This window comes from Amycolatopsis sp. NPDC031561, from assembly GCF_055580625.1.
The window spans coordinates 11345-28362 of record NZ_JBVILA010000042.1 but is presented as its reverse complement, the minus strand read 5'-3'; the positions used below and the strand labels follow the sequence as shown (position 1 = coordinate 28362).

The 17018-nt window shown below is 62.8% G+C and carries 14 protein-coding genes, 1 tRNA gene and 1 pseudogene; 12 read left to right on the top strand and 4 right to left on the bottom strand.

Going from position 1 to position 17018, the window contains the following annotated elements; genetic code table 11:
* Positions 1-48: 48 nt before the first annotated feature.
* Positions 49-2994, bottom strand: a complete 2946-nt coding sequence (locus tag ACZ5IK_RS43075; RefSeq protein WP_465493008.1) for an NACHT domain-containing protein — start codon at positions 2992-2994, stop codon at positions 49-51.
* Between the two features lie 98 nt (positions 2995-3092).
* On the opposite strand from ACZ5IK_RS43075, the gene ACZ5IK_RS43070 reads away from it, so the two are divergent.
* From ACZ5IK_RS43070 to ACZ5IK_RS43035, 8 genes and pseudogenes are all read left to right on the top strand, one after another.
* Positions 3093-3332, top strand: coding sequence for a hypothetical protein (locus tag ACZ5IK_RS43070; RefSeq protein WP_465493007.1), 240 nt, complete (start codon positions 3093-3095; stop codon positions 3330-3332).
* Between the two features lie 469 nt (positions 3333-3801).
* Complete coding sequence (locus tag ACZ5IK_RS43065; RefSeq protein ID WP_465493006.1) at positions 3802-4047, top strand: hypothetical protein; 246 nt, start codon at positions 3802-3804, stop codon at positions 4045-4047.
* Between the two features lie 32 nt (positions 4048-4079).
* Positions 4080-4238 (top strand): hypothetical protein, encoded by a 159-nt coding sequence (locus ACZ5IK_RS43060; protein ID WP_465493005.1) that lies wholly within the window; start codon positions 4080-4082, stop codon positions 4236-4238.
* Positions 4239-4365: 127 nt separating this feature from the next.
* Positions 4366-4605: a hypothetical protein gene (locus tag ACZ5IK_RS43055; protein ID WP_465493004.1), complete on the top strand. Its 240-nt coding sequence runs from the start codon at positions 4366-4368 to the stop codon at positions 4603-4605.
* A 368-nt stretch (positions 4606-4973) separates the two neighbouring features.
* The gene (locus ACZ5IK_RS43050) at positions 4974-7244 is read left to right on the top strand and encodes a type IV secretory system conjugative DNA transfer family protein (protein WP_465493003.1); all 2271 of its coding nucleotides are present in this window, start codon (positions 4974-4976) and stop codon (positions 7242-7244) included.
* Positions 7245-7365: 121 nt separating this feature from the next.
* A complete protein-coding gene (locus ACZ5IK_RS43045) occupies positions 7366-8169 on the top strand; it encodes a replication-relaxation family protein (protein ID WP_465493002.1) in 804 nt (267 codons plus the stop codon).
* 58 nt (positions 8170-8227) lie between these two features.
* Positions 8228-8551, top strand: a complete 324-nt coding sequence (locus ACZ5IK_RS43040) for a helix-turn-helix domain-containing protein (protein ID WP_465493001.1) — start codon at positions 8228-8230, stop codon at positions 8549-8551.
* Positions 8552-8569: 18 nt separating this feature from the next.
* Positions 8570-9370 (top strand): annotated as a pseudogene (locus ACZ5IK_RS43035) (recombinase family protein); the annotation flags it as partial.
* On the opposite strand, the gene ACZ5IK_RS43030 reads toward ACZ5IK_RS43035, so the two are convergent.
* The 3 genes from ACZ5IK_RS43030 to ACZ5IK_RS43020 form a co-directional block, all read right to left on the bottom strand.
* Positions 9296-9469, bottom strand: coding sequence for a hypothetical protein (locus ACZ5IK_RS43030; protein WP_465493000.1), 174 nt, complete (start codon positions 9467-9469; stop codon positions 9296-9298). The pseudogene ACZ5IK_RS43035 and the gene ACZ5IK_RS43030 sit on opposite strands and share 75 nt — an antisense overlap.
* Before the next feature lie 192 nt (positions 9470-9661).
* On the bottom strand, positions 9662-10072 hold the full coding sequence (locus ACZ5IK_RS43025; RefSeq protein ID WP_465492999.1) for a hypothetical protein: 411 nt from the start codon (positions 10070-10072) through the stop codon (positions 9662-9664).
* 244 nt (positions 10073-10316) lie between these two features.
* Positions 10317-10392, bottom strand: a tRNA-Ala gene (locus tag ACZ5IK_RS43020).
* Positions 10393-10660: 268 nt separating this feature from the next.
* On the opposite strand from ACZ5IK_RS43020, the gene ACZ5IK_RS43015 reads away from it, so the two are divergent.
* The 4 genes from ACZ5IK_RS43015 to ACZ5IK_RS43000 all read left to right on the top strand — a co-directional run bounded on the left by ACZ5IK_RS43015 (position 10661) and on the right by ACZ5IK_RS43000 (position 16657).
* Positions 10661-12814 (top strand): RICIN domain-containing protein, encoded by a 2154-nt coding sequence (locus ACZ5IK_RS43015; protein ID WP_465492998.1) that lies wholly within the window; start codon positions 10661-10663, stop codon positions 12812-12814.
* Between the two features lie 104 nt (positions 12815-12918).
* On the top strand, positions 12919-13476 hold the full coding sequence (locus ACZ5IK_RS43010) for an HdeD family acid-resistance protein (RefSeq protein ID WP_410664835.1): 558 nt from the start codon (positions 12919-12921) through the stop codon (positions 13474-13476).
* A gap of 107 nt (positions 13477-13583) precedes the next feature.
* Positions 13584-15239 (top strand): NAD(P)/FAD-dependent oxidoreductase, encoded by a 1656-nt coding sequence (locus tag ACZ5IK_RS43005; RefSeq protein ID WP_465492997.1) that lies wholly within the window; start codon positions 13584-13586, stop codon positions 15237-15239.
* Positions 15236-16657 (top strand): ATP-binding protein, encoded by a 1422-nt coding sequence (locus ACZ5IK_RS43000; protein WP_465492996.1) that lies wholly within the window; start codon positions 15236-15238, stop codon positions 16655-16657. Before ACZ5IK_RS43005 ends, ACZ5IK_RS43000 begins: the two co-directional genes overlap by 4 nt.
* The last annotated feature ends 361 nt before the right edge of the window (positions 16658-17018 follow it).

Genomic DNA, 17018 nt, shown 5'->3' with positions numbered 1-17018 from the left:
AGCCTCGTAGCGATAGGCGCTTTGAAGTGCCTACGACCCGCGATCCTCCTATGTTTGGCCTTGACTCGCTTGCTCAATGGCCGCAAGTTCCCGGCGTGCCGACTGCACATGAATGTTGTCTTCGGGGAGCACGCCTGCACTTGGATTGAGGAGGGAGCGGAATTCTGCTGTCGCATCCTCGGTATGGCCACATCCGGACAAGACGCATCCTAGGGTGCACCATGTCCTTAGCGTCGAACTGTGCGTATCTCCGAGCACCAAGCGTTGCTCATCTAGCAATAATCGGAGACAGGCCGTTGCGGCATCCCTTTCGCCTCGATCCCAGAATATCCGGGTGAGATGGAACTGCACAGTGAAGGCCAGACTCAGCAGGTTATTGCTGAGTCGAGTCCCTTCCAGCCTTTCAAGTATCGCGTCGTAGGCCACCTCTGCTTCATGCAGTCGGCCGGCGTTGTGCAATGCAACGGCCACCGTAGCTCTCGCCCACACTATGCGCTCTGATTCCTTGGCGTGCAAAGGTTTGCCTTCGAGGGCGGTTTCCACAAGACGGTTGCGAAGCAGCGCGTGGCGGAATTGGTACCCAATTCCCTCCTGGCGAAGCACGCCTCGCCGGTGTGCGTCGTCAAGGAATGCCACCAAGCGCCACGGTGTCCAGCCAAGAAGCGCCCACCAAGCTCGGGCCTGCAATCCCAAGCTCCACTCGGACGCGAAGGCGTAGCCCATTGAACCGCTGAGAACGGCGATCAGCAGAACCGGGATATCGACCGGTGGTTGACCAAAAACGAGCCAGCACAAGAGTAAAGCGCCGCCAACAGAGACAAGGCCGACAGTTAGCCCATTTATGACTGCATCTTTCCTGCTTGCGTACAACACAGAAGCAGGATCTACGATCCTTGACTTACGGGCGAGAATGAGAAGACCAGCCAGTCTCGGCAAATACACGAAGGCGCCTTGTAGATGCACGGCAACGACGAACCATAGGGCAATCCAGCTCCATACGCTTGCTGGTCGCCATATTGCGCCAAGTAGACCCGCTCCTACGCAGACTCTTGCCGCAAGCAGATAGATAGCCGGGCCGTCTATGCGCTCGTCGTAGCCACGCCAGGTGTACCGGCTGGAACAGCCAATGAATAGGCCGGTCGCTATAGCATCGAGGTATCCAACATTCCGACCGAGAAAAAGTACTGATACTCCGGAGGCAACACTCAGAACGCCGAGAATCCAGAGAAGCGCGAGTCCATGTCTGACATGCCAGAGTTTCCACCAGGCGACTCCGTCTCGACTGCACGATTGAACAGCGAGCGCTTCGAGCCATACCCGCGCGTCTGACGACTTCCATTCCGGCCGCTCTTTCCGGGCTGGTTCCACGTCTTGCGGCGGGTAGTCGTAGACCGCCGGGATGAGACCGTCAAGCAGGTGGTTGGAGATGGCCAGCGCATCGGGGAACCTCTCGGCGTCCAGGAGGTCTGCCGGGTTCGCGGGCGTGTCGCTGTACATGGTGCGCGCCAGGCCGACCATCAGGGGTGTGGATAGGACGGCCAGCAGTGTGGTGGCGGCTGGGTCATCCTGGGCGGCGCGCATCCGGTCGAGGACGGGCCGCCACTTGTTTGCAAATTCGCCCTCCCTTGAGGGTCGCGCGGAACGCCGCAGGTAGTCCGCGAGGTCATCGAACGCTAGGTCTTCGAGCTGGATCACCGCAGTTGCCGTCAGTACGTCACCATCGTTGACCGCCTTGGCGTATTCGTTTGTCCGGCTTGTCAACACCAGTGGATCACCCTCGTTCAGCTGAGCATTGAGCGCCCGGAGGGCGTACGGCTGGTGCTCAACGGCCATCTCGTCGAAGCCGTCGAGCACGGGGAGCACCAGGCCGTGACGTACAAGTCTGGCCGCCATCGTCCGCTTGCTCTTTGCGCGCTGGCGTAGCTCCGGGAACTGTGCGGCGAGGTGCTCGGCCATCCAATCGCGGATTGACTGCTTGGTTGGGTTCCACGACGCCAGGGGGAAGATGACGGGTACGAGCGACGTGGAGCGGTGCTGCTCGGATGAGAGGAAGGCGCGTACGAATTCCAGGGTGAGGGTCGTCTTCCCCGCGCCAGCTTGGCCAAGCACCACGAGGCGGTGGGACGGCACGTCGTCAAGGGCGACGAGCACCTGGCCGAGATTTCCGTCCGAGGGGAACGCGGCTGCGCTGTCCGCCGAGCCAAAGACGTTCTCGTCGTAATCCGAGAGGTGGCGTGGGGTACGAGTCCAGCGCACTGGCAGGGGGAACGGATCACCCACCTTGCGGATACGCCGCTCCGCATCAGCCTGGCGTCGCACCTCGGTGGTCAGCTCGGCTGCAGCGTATTGGACGGCGGGGTCTGCTGGTGGTCGAGGGAGCCACGAGCGGGATTTGGTTGGTTCTGGTTCTGCGGCGGGTGTGCTGGGCGGGGACTGCGATGTTCCGGCGGCTTCTGGCGGGGCTTGCTGCTCTTCAGCAACAACGACAGGCTCATACGTACCGCCGGTTAGCTGTTCGACGATCTGGTCGACAGCGTCGTTGAAGTAGCGCTGGCTGCTTGACACCGACACTCTGAGCGGCGCTGGTGCCTCCTCTGCGAGCCAGGCGCGCCGATCTCCGATCTTCAGCTCTTCTGAGGTTGTCTTCCGCGTCGTTGCGTCCCCCGATTTTTGAAATGTACATGTGTTGAAGCCAACCGCAACCGCAAGCATGTACTGCTCCTTACGTCGCCGGTCATCAAATTCCCTTGCTGGCGAACGTGGCGTCACCTCCTTAAGGTGGACACGTAAGTTTGCGGAGATAGTACGGCGAGCAAAATCTTCAGTGTTGAGGTTGACCCCCCACGCCCGCTGGAGTGCATGAATATCTCCACGCAGCAATTCAATGAGATCTTCCCGAAAGACTCCCTCCTCTTGAGACAACTTCTTCAAGCAGCGCCGAAGTTCCGCCCTCGTGTCTTCGACTTCATTTCTGACCATGTCTCCCTCGTTCATCGCATTACGACAACAACGACGTATCCTACCTTATGTAGTTGATCTTTATTTTTAACGACGGATATGCTATAAATGGGATAGTTAAACAGGACGAAGTTATGCCCGAAGAATTCAAGCCGGAACGACGAAAAGCTGGCGATTTGTCAGGGGAATCGAATTCTGACGCAGAGTCTTTTATGGAAGAGTATATACATCCAGACTTCGCCGACTCTGCAGCCAGACAGTTCCCCGAGCACTTCACGCCGGAGTATCTTGCCGAACTCGAAGCAGGTTCCAAGCCTGAATTACCTTCTTCTGATCATAAATCACAAGGTTCGCAGCACGGTTACGATGCCTGAGGTGGCGCTTCGCCCTGCCACTGTCGTTTAGTCTCCCTGTCCGATTGACCAGCCCATTGTTCACGCGGTCTCTTCTGGCGCGCATTCGACAGTCGGTAGTACTCTGACCTGCGCAAACACCGTGACTGGCCTCCTGGTCACTGGTCAAATCATTGCGCCACAAACCAGTCTTAGCGCACGCTTTCCCCATGACATCAAGCACTCTCCTCCCCATTGTCAGTGTGGCGGCTGTACTCGCCATGTTGTCTCTTATCCTCGGGGTCTTTATTGGCGCTCGGGTAGTGCGGCCTCGTTCACGCTCTTCTGAGGAAGAGCGCGGCAAAGGTGAGCTATTGAGCGCCATGCACGTACTGCGGGAGCTGCTGTCTGAACTGCGGGGTACTGAACCGCGTGGTGGCAAACCACGCTGGCCATGGAGCCGTCGGTAGTGCTGGGCTCTTTTCTTGCTGCAATTCGAAAGGAAGTACCCATGAAATCGGGCATCGGCTCAGCGCTCGCCCGCATCGCCGCCGCCATCGCAGCCCTGCTGTTACTTGGCCTCATACTACGGCTCATCGCGGAGATTTTGTCACCGGTCTTGCCGCCAAGCCTCATGCAGAACCTGACGGCTGGTTGGGACATGTTGTTCGGCATGGTCGGCGGGGCGTTGCCCGCGATCATGGCGGCCGTGATCCTCGGCGCTCTGGTGTGGGTCATTACCGGCAAGCGCCGGTAATCCAAACAAACGAAAGGAATGGAGGTACTGCCATGTTCAAATTCTTCTTCGCGTTCTTCATGTTCGTGTTCATTGTGTTGGTGACCATCGAACTGGCTTACGAGCTGGCGGTGTACGGGGCACCGCTGCTGCTCGCCGGCCTGGTGCTGTGGGGCGTCGTGCGACTGGTGCGCGGCAAGGGGCGGAGCTAGCCATGACGCCGGGATTGTTGGCCTTGCTCATCGCCGTAGCCAGGCTCTGCCGCCAGGCGCAGGAAGCCGCGGCTTCGGATGAAGAAAGCCCAGGTACGGAGGCATCTGCCCCCAGGAAGGAGGAAGCATGACCAATGAAGACAGAGCGGCTCAGCTCGGCGTCGTCGCCAAGCTGGATGCGCTCACGGAGGCCGTAGCGGAACTACGCGACGGCCAGGACGAACTGCTCAGGATGTACGAGGAGCTGGGCAGGCTGTACCCGAAGAACTGCTTGTGCGCGGCAGGACGGGAGCGGGCACAGCGGGAAGCTATGCAAGATGACGTCTTCAGGAACTCGACGGAGTTTGAGGAGTACCGGGGGTCGTAGGCACGGGTGCGCGCACTCCCCGGTGTTGTGGATAACACCGAAGGCAAATCTGTTGGCATTCCACCTCTGGCAGAGGTGCACTGGTCGGTGTAGTCGAATGCACATTCTTGGTTGATCTTTTGCGCATACGCAAATATAAGAGTTAGCAGGGCGCAGCTTTGCGTATGCGCAAAGAAATTGCTCGTCATTATTAATGCGAAGGGAGGTCAGATGGGAAAGATTTACCGTATCCGTGTACGAGGGGAGCAACGCAAGAACCCAGACGCCGCGCTGGTAGCGCAAGCGATTATCCAACTGGGGCGAGAGATCTGGGAACGTGAACAGGCGGAACGCCAGAGCACATCGGCTGACGATGAAGGACAGACGCCGTGCTGAGCCTGGCTGCCATCCTCTGTGCTGGCTTATTCGTCCTGTGGGTCGTGCTGGCGGCTCGTTGGCTGAACGGCAACCTCTGGCGAAAGTCCCTGGTTGCCTTCACATTGCGGTTACCAGGGACGGTCACAACAGTTGACGTCGCCAGATGGGTTGCTCGGGTGCAAACCATGACCGAGAGCCCGGAGTGGTACTTGGTGCCTAACACCCCCGTGGCGCTGGAGGTCAACGCCACGGCTGGCGAGGTCACGCATACCGTCATTGCTCCCGCCCGGCTGCAACGGCCGTTGCTCGCTAGCTTGCGGGCCGCTTTGCCGGATGTCCGAGCTGAAGAAGCGTCCACCTATCTCGGTTCGCGGCCAACGTTCACCGTGGCGGCAGAAGCCACGCTCAGTACGGCTACCCGGCCACTGGATACCAACCGGGCAAGCGAAACCTCCCAGCACATCCTGGCGTCGCTTCAACCGCTTCACCGAGGGGAACAAATCACCATCCAGTACATCTTCTCCGGCACCACCAGGCGGCTGCCCCAGCGCCGACCTAAGGACACCGAAACCCCTTGGTGGCTCGACAACGAAGCCTTGGCCACGGCGGACGACTTTCGGGCACAGCGCCTCAAGTACAAGACACCGCTGCTTATGTCCTCGATCCGCGTAGGTGTCAAGGCCAGCGACAAAGCCCATGCGTTGCGGCTGTTCCACCGCGTGTGGTTGACCTTGGGCGGTATGGACGCACCAGGCGTCCGGGTGATGAAACGGTGGCAGGTGTCGATGCGTAGCGCAGCCGAACGCTTGACATCACTGCGGTTGCCGGTGACGAGTTGGCCAGTCTCGATCAACGTCGAGGAAGCCTCGGGATTATCTGCGCTCGCGGCCAATGGACTTCGGTTGCCAGGTATGCCCGCAGGTGTTGCGCGTACCTTGCCCACGCCACCAGGTGTTACTCGTCGGGGTTTGTTGCTAGCCGAGTCGAATTACCCGGGAGATAAACGTCCGATCGGCTTGCTGCGGAGCGACCGCCTACGGCATTTGTGGGTCTTGGGGCCGACGGGGAGCGGTAAGAGCACGCTGCTGCAGAACCTCATTTACGAAGACATGTGCGCCGGTGACGGCATGGTCGTTATTGACGCCCGCGGCGACCTGGTACAGGACCTCATTGACGTAGTTCCAGAAGAACGGCGGGATGACGTCATCGTGCTTGACCCAGCCAACACCGGCCAGGTCGTCGGTTTCAATCCGCTGGCGTTGGGCTACGACCAACGAAGTCGGGAGTTGTCCGCCGAACACATCTTGTCGGTGCTGCACTCCGTCTACCATGCCAGTTGGGGTGTTCGGACACAGGATGTGCTGCGCGCAAGCTTGCTGACGCTGGTTAATACCCGTGCTGTCGACGGAGAGCGGCTGACGTTGGTGGAGTTGCCCGAGCTGTTGACCAACGACCAGTTCCGGCATTTCATCACCCGACAGCCGCTAACCCCGGCGCTACGCTCGTTTTGGTCGTGGTACGCCAATGTCGGCGTGGCGGAACGAACAACCATTATTTCCCCGGTACTCAACAAGCTGCGGAACTTCACCCTGTCCACGCCGCTGCGGCTGACACTCGGCCAAAGCCAAGGCATCAACTTGGCGGACGCCTTCACCAAGCAAAAGATCATTCTCGTGCCGCTGAAAAAGGGCCTGCTCGGCGCTGAGACGACTGCACTTGTCGGCTCACTGGTGATGGCCGGTGTCTGGCAAGCGACGCTGGCACGCGCGAATACTCCGAAAGAGAAGAGACGGCCGAACTGGCTATACGCGGACGAATTCCAGGAGATCATGCGGTTGCCGCTCGACCTAGCCGACATGCTCGCCCAAGCCCGTGGCTTGGGGTTAGGGCTTACCCTCGCCCACCAGTATCTTGGCCAGTTGCCACCGGATTTGAAGAGCGCGGTTCTTGGTACGGCGAGAAGCCAGGTTGTGTTCCAAACCGAACATGACGACGCCCGTGCGTTGGCACCCCGGTTCGCCCCACTCTCAGCTGAAGATTTGCAGGGGCTCGGAAACCATGAGGTGGCTATGCGGCTGTCAGTCTTTGGGCAGACGCTTTCCCCGGTTACCGGCGTCACCTATCCGCCGGTCAAGAGCCTGGGGAGTGCTGCTGACGTTGCTGGACGGAGCCTTGCGACCTACGCCCAGGACGCCGGCATTGTTGAGGCCGCCTTAGCTGCGCGTACTGCGGTTGACCTCACGAAACGCAGCAACCGGCGGCCAAAGGGGGCGCAATCATGAGGCAGTCAGGCCGTCCGATCGGCCGTCCGGTCGCGTCGAGTACCTGTGTGCGTCGCCCCTGGTCAGGCTATGCACGGCGGCCGGTAGTGCCAACGACTTATGCCCTGTTTCGGAGGGCATCATGACGGGCTTACGCGCAAGCTGGGCGAAGGTCGCTGGGTTGGCTGAGCGGTTGAGCGATCGGGACAAGGAGATCATCAGGCAACTTGCCCGTGTGCGACTGCTGACAGGGTCACAGCTCGAACGTCTCCTCTTCTCCCACCATTTAAAAGATAGCCAGGGACACATCCGCCGTCGCGTTTTGAAGCGGCTTGTGGATTTGGAGCTTGTTACGACCCTGGAGCGGCGCATTGGTGGCATACGCGCGGGTTCCTCCGGCCTTATTTATTGCCTTGACCGCTTGGGGCAACGGTTGGCGGACATGCTCAATGGTACCACGATGGACAAACGAGCGCGGGCACCCCGAATGCCAGGAGTGATGTTCCTCAACCACACGTTGGCCATTAGTGAAGCGTTCGTTTCGATGGTCGAGTTGTCGCGCCAGACTACGACCAAAGTATGCACCTTCCTTACTGAGCCGAATTGTTGGTGGCCGGACGGCGACGGCGGCACCCTGCGGCCTGACGCACTGGCCGTTGTGGAAGATGACAAGTATCAGGCGACTAGTTGGCTGGAAATAGACCAGGGTACTGAGCATCTCGGGCGGATACGTGGCAAGCTGGCAACTTATGAACGGTTTGCTCGGAGTGGTCTTGACGCTCCTAATGGCGTCCTGCCGCATGTGGTGTTCGCAACTAAAGATGACGCCCGTACGCAAGTAATCGGCCAGGAGATAGCGAGCCGGGGGACGCTAGGGGTGGTATACGAAGCCGTAAGGCAGGAAGACCTCGCCGCGCATGTATTTAATGGCCTTACGAGTGCTTGATTATCTTTGCGTATGCGCAAAATGGGCGTATACTACGAACATTAAGTACGGAGGGACTATGATTGGTTCCAATATTATCGGCACATACTTGCGGGAAAATCGTGAAGCTGCCGGATTGCGTCCGTTCGATGTAGCGAAGCTTGCCAACGTCTCGCCCTCGACGGTGTCAAGGCTTGAAAAGGGTGACCTGATCCCCACGGTCTTGACGTTGACCAAGATAGCGGCCGCACTAGACCTCGACTTGACAGAGTTGCTAGCCAAGCTTGGGGCGCACGCGCGGCGTGACCTACCGGAGTTTGAAGACTTCTTGCGAGAAAAGTACGGGGTATCTGACGCGTGCATTGCCGAGCTTGCCGCGCATTTCCGCGCGCTGACTAACTGATGATGGCATGGAGGGTTTATGAGGGATGCGAGAGTCAGGGAACGTGGTTCGTACCGTGCGGTGATCTACTTGCGCGTATCGACCCCTGGCCAAGTCAACAATGACTATGACAAAGAGGGCATTTCGCTACCAGCGCAGCGTAAAGCGTGCATGCAACTTGCCCGCGAACTTGGCGCGGTAGTCATCGATGAGTACATCGAGCCTGGGCGCTCCGCCAAAGAGCTTGAGAAGCGTCCTGAATTCCAAAAGATGCGGCGGCGTATCAAGGGCAAGAAAGACGTAGATTACGTCATCGTCTACCAGTTCAACCGGGCATTCCGCGACGCGGGCGGGGCGGCGCTCGTCAAGAAGGAATTTCGCAAGGCAGGTGCGCGAACCGTCTCAACCGTGCTCAACCTCGACGACAGTCCTGAGTCTGACATGGTCGAAGGGGTGCTGAACTACGTTGACGAGTATCGCGTCCGTCGTGATGCGATAGACATCAAGTACAAGATGGGTGAGAAGGTTAAGAATGGAGGCACGGCAAGTCGTGCCAAGATTGGCTACAAGAACGTACATGTCGTGCTCGAAGACGGTCGCAAGGTCGCTGACATCGCGCTAGACGAAGAGCGTTCGCCGTTCATTACGCAGATGTTCGAGCTGTACGCCACGGGTCGATACAGTTACTACGACGTTCAGCAGATAATGACTGAACGCGGCTTGTATGCGCAGCAAGACCGGCGGTGGCCAGGACGGCGGCCGGTTTCAATTCATACCGTCGGTCGCATCTTGACCGACCGCTACTACTGCGGGTATGTCACCCATGAAGGCAAAGAGTATAAAGGGCGTCATCCGGCGCTTGTGACGGAAGCGTTGTTCGAGCGTGTGCAGCAGGTGCTGCACACCGAGCGGGGTGGCGGCACTCGCAACCGTGTACACAAGCACCACCTCAAGGGACGGCTGTTCTGCGGACGTTGTTGCAAGCGGCTGCTCATCGCCCGGAGTAAGGGCAACGGCGGCACCTACCTCTACTTCTTCTGTAGCGGTCGGCAAGACAAAAGTTGCACGCTGCCGTACCTCTCAATCTCGGATGCGGTCGGTGTCGAGGCGGCTGTCAGCAAGCACCTCGCATCAGTGCGGCTCGACAGAGCCTTCCACGACGAAGTGGCCTGTCTCATCACCGATGCCCTGAGAGACGAAGTGCAGACCAACACGCACGTCCGACGTGAACTCAACAGGCGTCTCAAAGAACTGGCTGCCAAGGAAGATGCCCTCTTCGACCTCGTGGGTGACCCTGACTGGCCGAAAGGCAAGGTCAGTGCCCGCATGCAGCAGGTGCGCCGGGAACGTGATGGCGTCCAGGCGCAACTTGCCGACGTCCAGGCGACGCTTGAAGCAGGGCGGGAAGTGTTCACGCGGGGGCTGGACCTGCTCAGCCAACCGGACAGGCTCTATGACAGCCTGGATGACGACCCGGCCAAAGGCGCGCTCGTCAAGGCCATCTTCACCAAGCTCTACCTGGATGCTGACGAGTACCGGCACGTCTCAGTGACGGCCGACGAACTGGCCATCCCGTTCGACGCCCTGGTAGCCGCCCAAGCGGCCTGGCGCTGGACGACCGTAGAAAAGAGCGCCCTGGCCAGTGAGCTTGACCGCGCCCAGCAGCTCAAGCAGGCCGTAGACAGCATCAGAGGCCGCCACCCCGATGGGGTAACGGCCTCTGATGAGAACCTGATCCAACTCTTGGCCTCGGTCTTTGTTGACCAAGGTTCGAGTAAGGCCAAGATGGTGGAGCTAAGGGGACTCGAACCCCTGACCCCCTCACTGCCAGTGAGGTGCGCTACCAGCTGCGCCATAGCCCCGGAGCGAAGTTGTACTCCGCATCTCGTGTGTCCATACATTACACCGCCCGCGCGGGCCGTTCGCGAGGGGGTCGCTCTCAGTGGTCTCGATCCCCGGAAGCGGGCCTGACCTGCATCTTTGAGGCTTATTTTTAGGCGTGTATTGACTCCGCGTGTGACCGCCGTTACGTTTTCGACCATCGTGACGCCGAGGTCCCCGCCCGCTACGCCGCGTCTCCACTGGGCTCCGCCTCAGCTCGCCCTGCCCCATGACGCGGAGGAGGTCCCGATGAGGGCCAGAGCAGCCTTGATAGCCCTGTTTTCGCTGTTCGGAGCGCTGATAGTGGTGGCTCCGGCGGCGCAGGCGGCCATCGTTCCCGATACCTGGTACACGGTGACGGCCACCAGCGGGAAATGCGTGGACGCGCGGGCCGCCGGGTCGGCGAACGGGACGGTCGTCCAGCAGTACGCCTGCAACCAGACCTTTTCCCAGCAGTGGCAGTTCCAGCCGACCTCGGGCGGCTATTACCGGGTCAACACGCGCAACAACCCGGCGCAGGTGTGGGACGTCGCCGACGTGTCGACGTCCGATGGCGGGCTGATCCATCTGTGGGCTTACGGCGGCGGGAACAACCAGCAGTGGCAGCCGGTCGAGGAAGCCGGTGGCGCGTACCACTTCGTCAGCCGCAACAGTGGTAAGTGCCTGGACCTTCCGGGTCTCTCCACTCAGGACAGTGTGCAGCTGCAGCAGTACGCGTGCAACGGCTCCGGCGCGCAATCCTTCCGGCTCACGCCGGTCACCGGCACCGCCAACCCCGACCTCGGGCCGAACGTGCTCGTCTTCGACCCCGGCATGGCGCAGTCGGCGATCCAGTCCCAGGTCAACAGTGTCTTCTCGCAGCAGGAGACCAGTCAGTTCGGCTCGAACCGGAAGGCGCTGCTGTTCAAACCGGGTTCGTACAACGTCGACGTCAACGTCGGGTTCTACACGCAGGTGCTCGGGCTCGGGCTGTCGCCGGACAACGTGACGATCAACGGCGCGGTGCACGCGGAGGCCGACTGGTTCCAGGGGAACGCGACGCAGAACTTCTGGCGTGGCGCGGAAAACCTCTCCGTCAACCCCGCAGGCGGCACCGATCGCTGGGCCGTTTCGCAGGCCGCGCCCTATCGCCGGATGCATGTCCGCGGCAACCTGCAGCTCGACGACGGCGGCTGGTCCAGCGGCGGCTGGATGTCCGACGTCAAGGTCGACGGCCAGGTCCGGTCCGGTTCGCAGCAGCAGTGGATCTCGCGCAACTCGCAGTTCGGCGGCTGGAGCGGCTCCAACTGGAACATGGTGTTCGCCGGGGTCAACGGCGCGCCGTCCACCAGTTTCCCGAATCCGCCGTACACCACGGTGAACACGACGCCGGTGGTGCGCGAGAAGCCGTTCCTCCACGTCGACAACGCCGGCGCGTACCAGGTCTTCGTGCCCGCCACGCGCACCAACGCGCAGGGCATCACTTGGGGCGCCAACCAGCCGGGGTCGTCGCTGCCGATCAGCCGGTTCTTCATCGCGAAGCCCGGCACGACGGCTTCGCAGATCAACGCGGCGCTCGCCGAAGGAAAGGATCTCCTGATCACGCCGGGCGTCTACCACCTGAACGAGACGCTGCGCGTGACGCGGCCGGACACCGTCGTGCTCGGCCTCGGCCTGGCCACGCTGATCCCGGACAACGGCATCACCGCGATGACGGTGGCCGACGTCGACGGCGTCAAGGTCGCCGGTGTGCTGATCGACGCGGGAACGACGAACTCGAACACGCTGATGGAGGTCGGCCCGGCCAACTCCGCCCAGGACCACGCGGCGAACCCGACTTCGCTGCACGACGTGTTCTTCCGCGTCGGCGGCGCGGGCGTGGGCAAGGCCACGAACAGCCTGGTGGTCAACAGTGACGACGTCATCGGCGACCATCTCTGGATCTGGCGTGCCGACCACGGCAGCGGGGTCGGGTGGAACACCAACACCGCCGACACCGGCCTGATCGTCAACGGCGACGACGTCACGATGTACGGCCTGTTCGTCGAGCATTACCAGAAGTACCAGACGATCTGGAACGGCAACCGCGGCCGGACGTACTTCTACCAGAACGAAATGCCTTACGACCCACCGAATCAGGCCGCCTGGATGAACGGATCGACGCGGGGTTACGCGGCCTACAAGGTGGCGAACTCGGTGACGAACCACGAGGCGTACGGACTCGGCAGTTACTGCTACTTCAACGTGAATCCGAGCGTGGTCGCCGATCGCGCGATCGAAGCGCCGAACAACCCGAACGTCCGGTTCCGGAGCATGGTCGCCGTCTCCCTCGGCGGGAACGGGACCATCAGCCGGGTCGTCAACGACCGCGGCGGACCGGCCAACTCGGGATCGACCGTGGCGAACCTCGTCGCGTATCCCTGATGGACCCCGGTGCGCGCCGTGATGGCGGTCGCGGTGCGCACCGGCCTTCACCCTGACGAGTGGTGTGCCGCGCGGTCTCCGTCCGGCGCTTCGATACTCGGGACATGCCTCTCGCCGGTCTCACCGTCGTCGAACCCCGCCTGGCCTGGCCGCTCGCCGCCGTCCGCGGGGTTTTCGCCATCCTCTTCGGCGTGCTCGCGCTGATCTGGCCGGGAGCCACCGTCCTGGCCCTCGCGATCATCTACGGCATTTACGCGATCATCGACGGCATCGGCGGCCTGATGCAGGCATTCCGGCCGGGTGACGCAGCCCATCGCGCCGCGTACGGAATCCTCGGCGCCTTCGGCATCATCGCCGGTGTCCTGGTCCTGCTCTGGCCGGGGATCACCGTGCTGGTGCTGGCCTTCCTGGTCGGTTTCTGGGCTATCTTCACCGGCATCGTCGAGATCGTCGCCGCGATCCGGCTACGCAAGCAGATCGAGGGCGAGGCCTTCCTCATCGCGGCGGGTGCGCTCTCTCTGATCGCGGGCATCGTGATCGTGTTCAACCCGCTGGCCGGCGCCTACGGGATCGCGCTGCTGGTCGGGATCTACGCCCTGCTGTACGGCGTGATGCTGCTCGTCCTGGCGTTCCGCCTGCGGAAACTCGCCCAAAGCGCCTGATCACCGCCAGGCCGCCTTCGCGCCACGCCTCGAAGGAGCCGGGGAGCCCCGCCGTGGTGGCCGCTTCGCACGCTACGAAGGCACGGTCGTGGACGTAGGCTGATCCGGTGAGCCAGCCGATCCTGTTGACCGTCGACGACGATCCCGCCGTATCCCGTTCGGTCGCCCGCGACCTGCGCAGACGGTACGGAAAGGACTACCGGATCATCCGGGCCGATTCCGGGGCCGACGCGCTCGAAGCGCTGCGCGAGATCAAGCTGCGCGGCGACGCCGTGGCCGCGATCCTCGCCGACTACCGGATGCCGCAGATGGACGGCATCGTCTTCCTCGAGAAGGCGATGGACCTGTTCCCGAACGCCCGCCGCGCGCTGTTGACCGCGTACGCCGACACCGACGCCGCGATCCAGGCGATCAACGTCGTCGACGTCGACCACTACCTGCTCAAGCCGTGGGACCCGCCGGAGGAGAAGCTCTACCCGGTCATCGACGCGCTGGTCGAGACTTGGCGCGCGGTGGGGGAGCGGCCGGTCGACGAGATCAAGCTCATCGGTCACCGGTACTCGTCGCCCTCGTTCCACCTGCGTGACTTCCTGGCGCGCAACGCCGTGCCGTACCGCTGGTACTCGGTCGACGACGACGAAGGCCGCCGGATCCTGGAGGCCGCGGACGCCGCGCCGCACGACATCCCGGTGCTGGTCACGCCGGACGGGACGGTGCTGCGCCAGCCGTCCGGACCGGAGCTCGCCGATGCCGTCGGCCTGTCCACGCGCCCCGCGCAGGAGTTCTACGACCTGATCGTGATCGGCGGCGGGCCTGCCGGGCTCGGGGCGGCCGTGTACGGCGCGTCGGAGGGGCTGCGGACGGTGATCGTCGAGCGCAAGGCCACCGGCGGGCAGGCGGGCACCAGCTCCCGGATCGAGAACTACCTCGGCTTCCCGGACGGCGTTTCCGGCGCGCAGCTCACCGATCGCGCGCGGCGGCAGGCGTTGAAGTTCGGCGCCGAGGTGCTGACCACGCGCGACGTCGTGGGCCTGGAGGCGCGCGGTTCGGCGCGGGTCGTGCTGTTCGGCGACGGGACCGAGATCGCCGCGCATTCCGTGGTGCTGGCCAGCGGCGTCACCTACCGCGCCCTGGAGGCCAAGGGCATCGCCGAGCTCGCCGGCCGCGGCGTCTACTACGGCTCGGCCGCCACCGAAGCGCCCGAGTGCAAGGGCGAGCACGTCTACATCGTCGGCGGCGCGAACTCGGCGGGCCAGGCGGCGGTGTTCTTCTCCAAGCACGCCGCCGAGGTCACCATCCTCGTCCGCGGCCAGTCGCTCGAAGCGTCGATGTCGCACTATCTGATCGAGCAGATCGCCGGCATCGGGAACATCCACGTCCGCACGCGGACCACCGTGGTCGAAGCGCACGGCGACGACCACCTCGAACGGCTGACCCTGTGCGAGAACGGCGGCGCGACCGAGACCGTGCCCACCGGCCACCTGTTCATCTTCATCGGCGCGGCGCCGCGCACCGACTGGCTCGGCACGGAGATCCAGCGCGACGACCACGGTTTCGTGCGGACGGGCCCCGATCTGCTGACCGAAGGCGACCGGCCGCCAGGCTGGCCGCTCGACCGCGATCCGCACTACCTGGAGTCTTCCGTCCCCGGGGTGTTCGTGGCGGGCGACGTCCGCGCCGCGTCGGTGAAGCGCGTCGCGTCGGCCGTCGGCGAAGGCGCCATGGCGGTCACTCTGGTTCATCGCTATTTGGAGGAGCAATGAGCGTTCTGCCCAGGGAGGAACTGCGCGGGCTCTTCCTTTTCGAGCACCTCAGCGAGGAACAGCTGGACTGGATCGACGAGCACGCCGTCCTCGAGCAGTACACCGGCGGCACCACGATCATGCGTGAGGGTGATCCGGCGACCTGCTTCTATCTCCTGCTGTCCGGTGCGCTGCGGATGACGCGGCTCGTCGGCGGCACGGAGGTCGAGACGATCCGGTCCGACCAGCGCGGCGCGTACTGCGGTGCGACACAGTTCTTCGTGCACCAGGAGAACGAACATCACTACGGCGCTTCGGTGCACGCGGTCAGCGACCTCACTTTCCTGACGCTGCCCGCGGCCGAGTTCGCCACCGAGTTCCGGCGCTGGTTCCCGATGGCGACGCATCTGCTGGAGGGCATGTACCTCGGCTGGCGCAACAGCGACACGGTGATCGGCTCGCGGCGGCGCCTGCTCGCGCTCGGCGAGCTTTCCGCCGGGCTGACCCACGAACTCAACAACCCCGCCGCGGCCGCCGTGCGCGCGACAGCGGCGTTGCGGGAGCGGGTCGCCGGGATGCGGCACAAACTCGCGATGCTGGCGAAGAAGAACGTCGACCCGACGTTGCTGGAGCAGTTGCTCGAGATCCAGGAACAGCTGGTCAAGCAGGTCGCCTCGGCGCCGAAACTGACCGCGATGCAGCAGTCCGACCGCGAGGACGAGATCGGCGACTGGTTCGACGACCACGGCATCGACCAGGGCTGGGACCTCGCCGACATCTACGTCCGCGCGGGCCTGACCGTGCCCGATCTGGACCGGCTGCTCGACTCGGTCGGGGAGACCTTCCTCGACGGCGCCGTCCGCTGGCTGGCGTACGCGCTCGAGACCGAGATGCTGATGGGCGAGATCGAGGATTCGACGACCCGTATCTCGGTGCTCGTCGGCAAAGCCAAGCAGTACTCCCAGATGGATCGCGCGCCGCACCAGTGGATCGACGTCCACGAAGGGCTCGACTCCACCCTCGTGATGCTCGCGGGCAAGATCACGCCCGGGATCCGCGTCGTGAAGGAGTACGACCACGAGGTGCCGAGGATCCCGGCGTACGCGGCGGAACTGAACCAGGTGTGGACGAACGTCATCGACAACGCGCTCGGCGCCATGGGTTCCGAAGGCACGCTGACCCTGCGGACGTCGCGGGTGAACGATCACGTGCACGTCGAGATCGGCGACACCGGGCCGGGTATCCCGGCGGAGATCCGGCAACGGATTTTCGAGCCGTTCTTCACCACGAAACCGGTCGGCCAGGGGACCGGGCTCGGCCTGGACATCTCCTGGCGCATCGTCGTCGAGCGGCATCAGGGCGATCTCCGGGTCGACTCGGAGCCCGGTGACACGCGGTTCACCGTCTGCCTGCCGGTCTCGGAGCAGTCGGTGATCTGACGGAGGACGGGTAGGCGAAGGCGTCAGGGCCGGGGTGGTCGTGAGTGGCGTTTCGTGTTCTCTTTGGGGGCAAAGTGTGGCGCAGGGTTGCTCTGTCGTGTGGGCGCTCGGCTGGCCGTGAAGGCATCCTTGCCTACCCTGAGGGTTGTGAAGGCGTCCTTCACGGACACGCCATCCGACACACCACGTTTGCCCTTCGGCCCAAATAGAACTTGAAACGCCACTCACGACCACCCCGACCCACGCGGTTCCGGCGCCCGAGTCGCGGCCGCTTACGGTGTCGGGGGGGGGGGGGGGGGGGGGGGGGGGGGGGGAGGGGGGGGGGGGTGGGGGGGAAGGGGGGGAGAACGACGAACAAAGA

Excerpts from the sequence above, each read along its gene's own strand:
- ACZ5IK_RS43000 (WP_465492996.1), top strand. The coding sequence starts at position 15,236 with ATGAGCGTTCTGCCCAGGGAGGAACTGCGCGGGCTCTTCCTTTTCGAG.
- ACZ5IK_RS43040 (WP_465493001.1), top strand. The coding sequence starts at position 8,228 with ATGATTGGTTCCAATATTATCGGCACATACTTGCGGGAAAATCGTGAA.
- ACZ5IK_RS43070 (WP_465493007.1), top strand. The coding sequence starts at position 3,093 with ATGCCCGAAGAATTCAAGCCGGAACGACGAAAAGCTGGCGATTTGTCA.
- ACZ5IK_RS43055 (WP_465493004.1), top strand. The coding sequence starts at position 4,366 with ATGACCAATGAAGACAGAGCGGCTCAGCTCGGCGTCGTCGCCAAGCTG.
- ACZ5IK_RS43060 (WP_465493005.1), top strand. The coding sequence starts at position 4,080 with ATGTTCAAATTCTTCTTCGCGTTCTTCATGTTCGTGTTCATTGTGTTG.
- ACZ5IK_RS43045 (WP_465493002.1), top strand. The coding sequence starts at position 7,366 with ATGACGGGCTTACGCGCAAGCTGGGCGAAGGTCGCTGGGTTGGCTGAG.
- ACZ5IK_RS43075 (WP_465493008.1), bottom strand. The coding sequence starts at position 2,994 with ATGAACGAGGGAGACATGGTCAGAAATGAAGTCGAAGACACGAGGGCG.
- ACZ5IK_RS43065 (WP_465493006.1), top strand. The coding sequence starts at position 3,802 with ATGAAATCGGGCATCGGCTCAGCGCTCGCCCGCATCGCCGCCGCCATC.
- ACZ5IK_RS43010 (WP_410664835.1), top strand. The coding sequence starts at position 12,919 with ATGCCTCTCGCCGGTCTCACCGTCGTCGAACCCCGCCTGGCCTGGCCG.
- ACZ5IK_RS43015 (WP_465492998.1), top strand. The coding sequence starts at position 10,661 with ATGAGGGCCAGAGCAGCCTTGATAGCCCTGTTTTCGCTGTTCGGAGCG.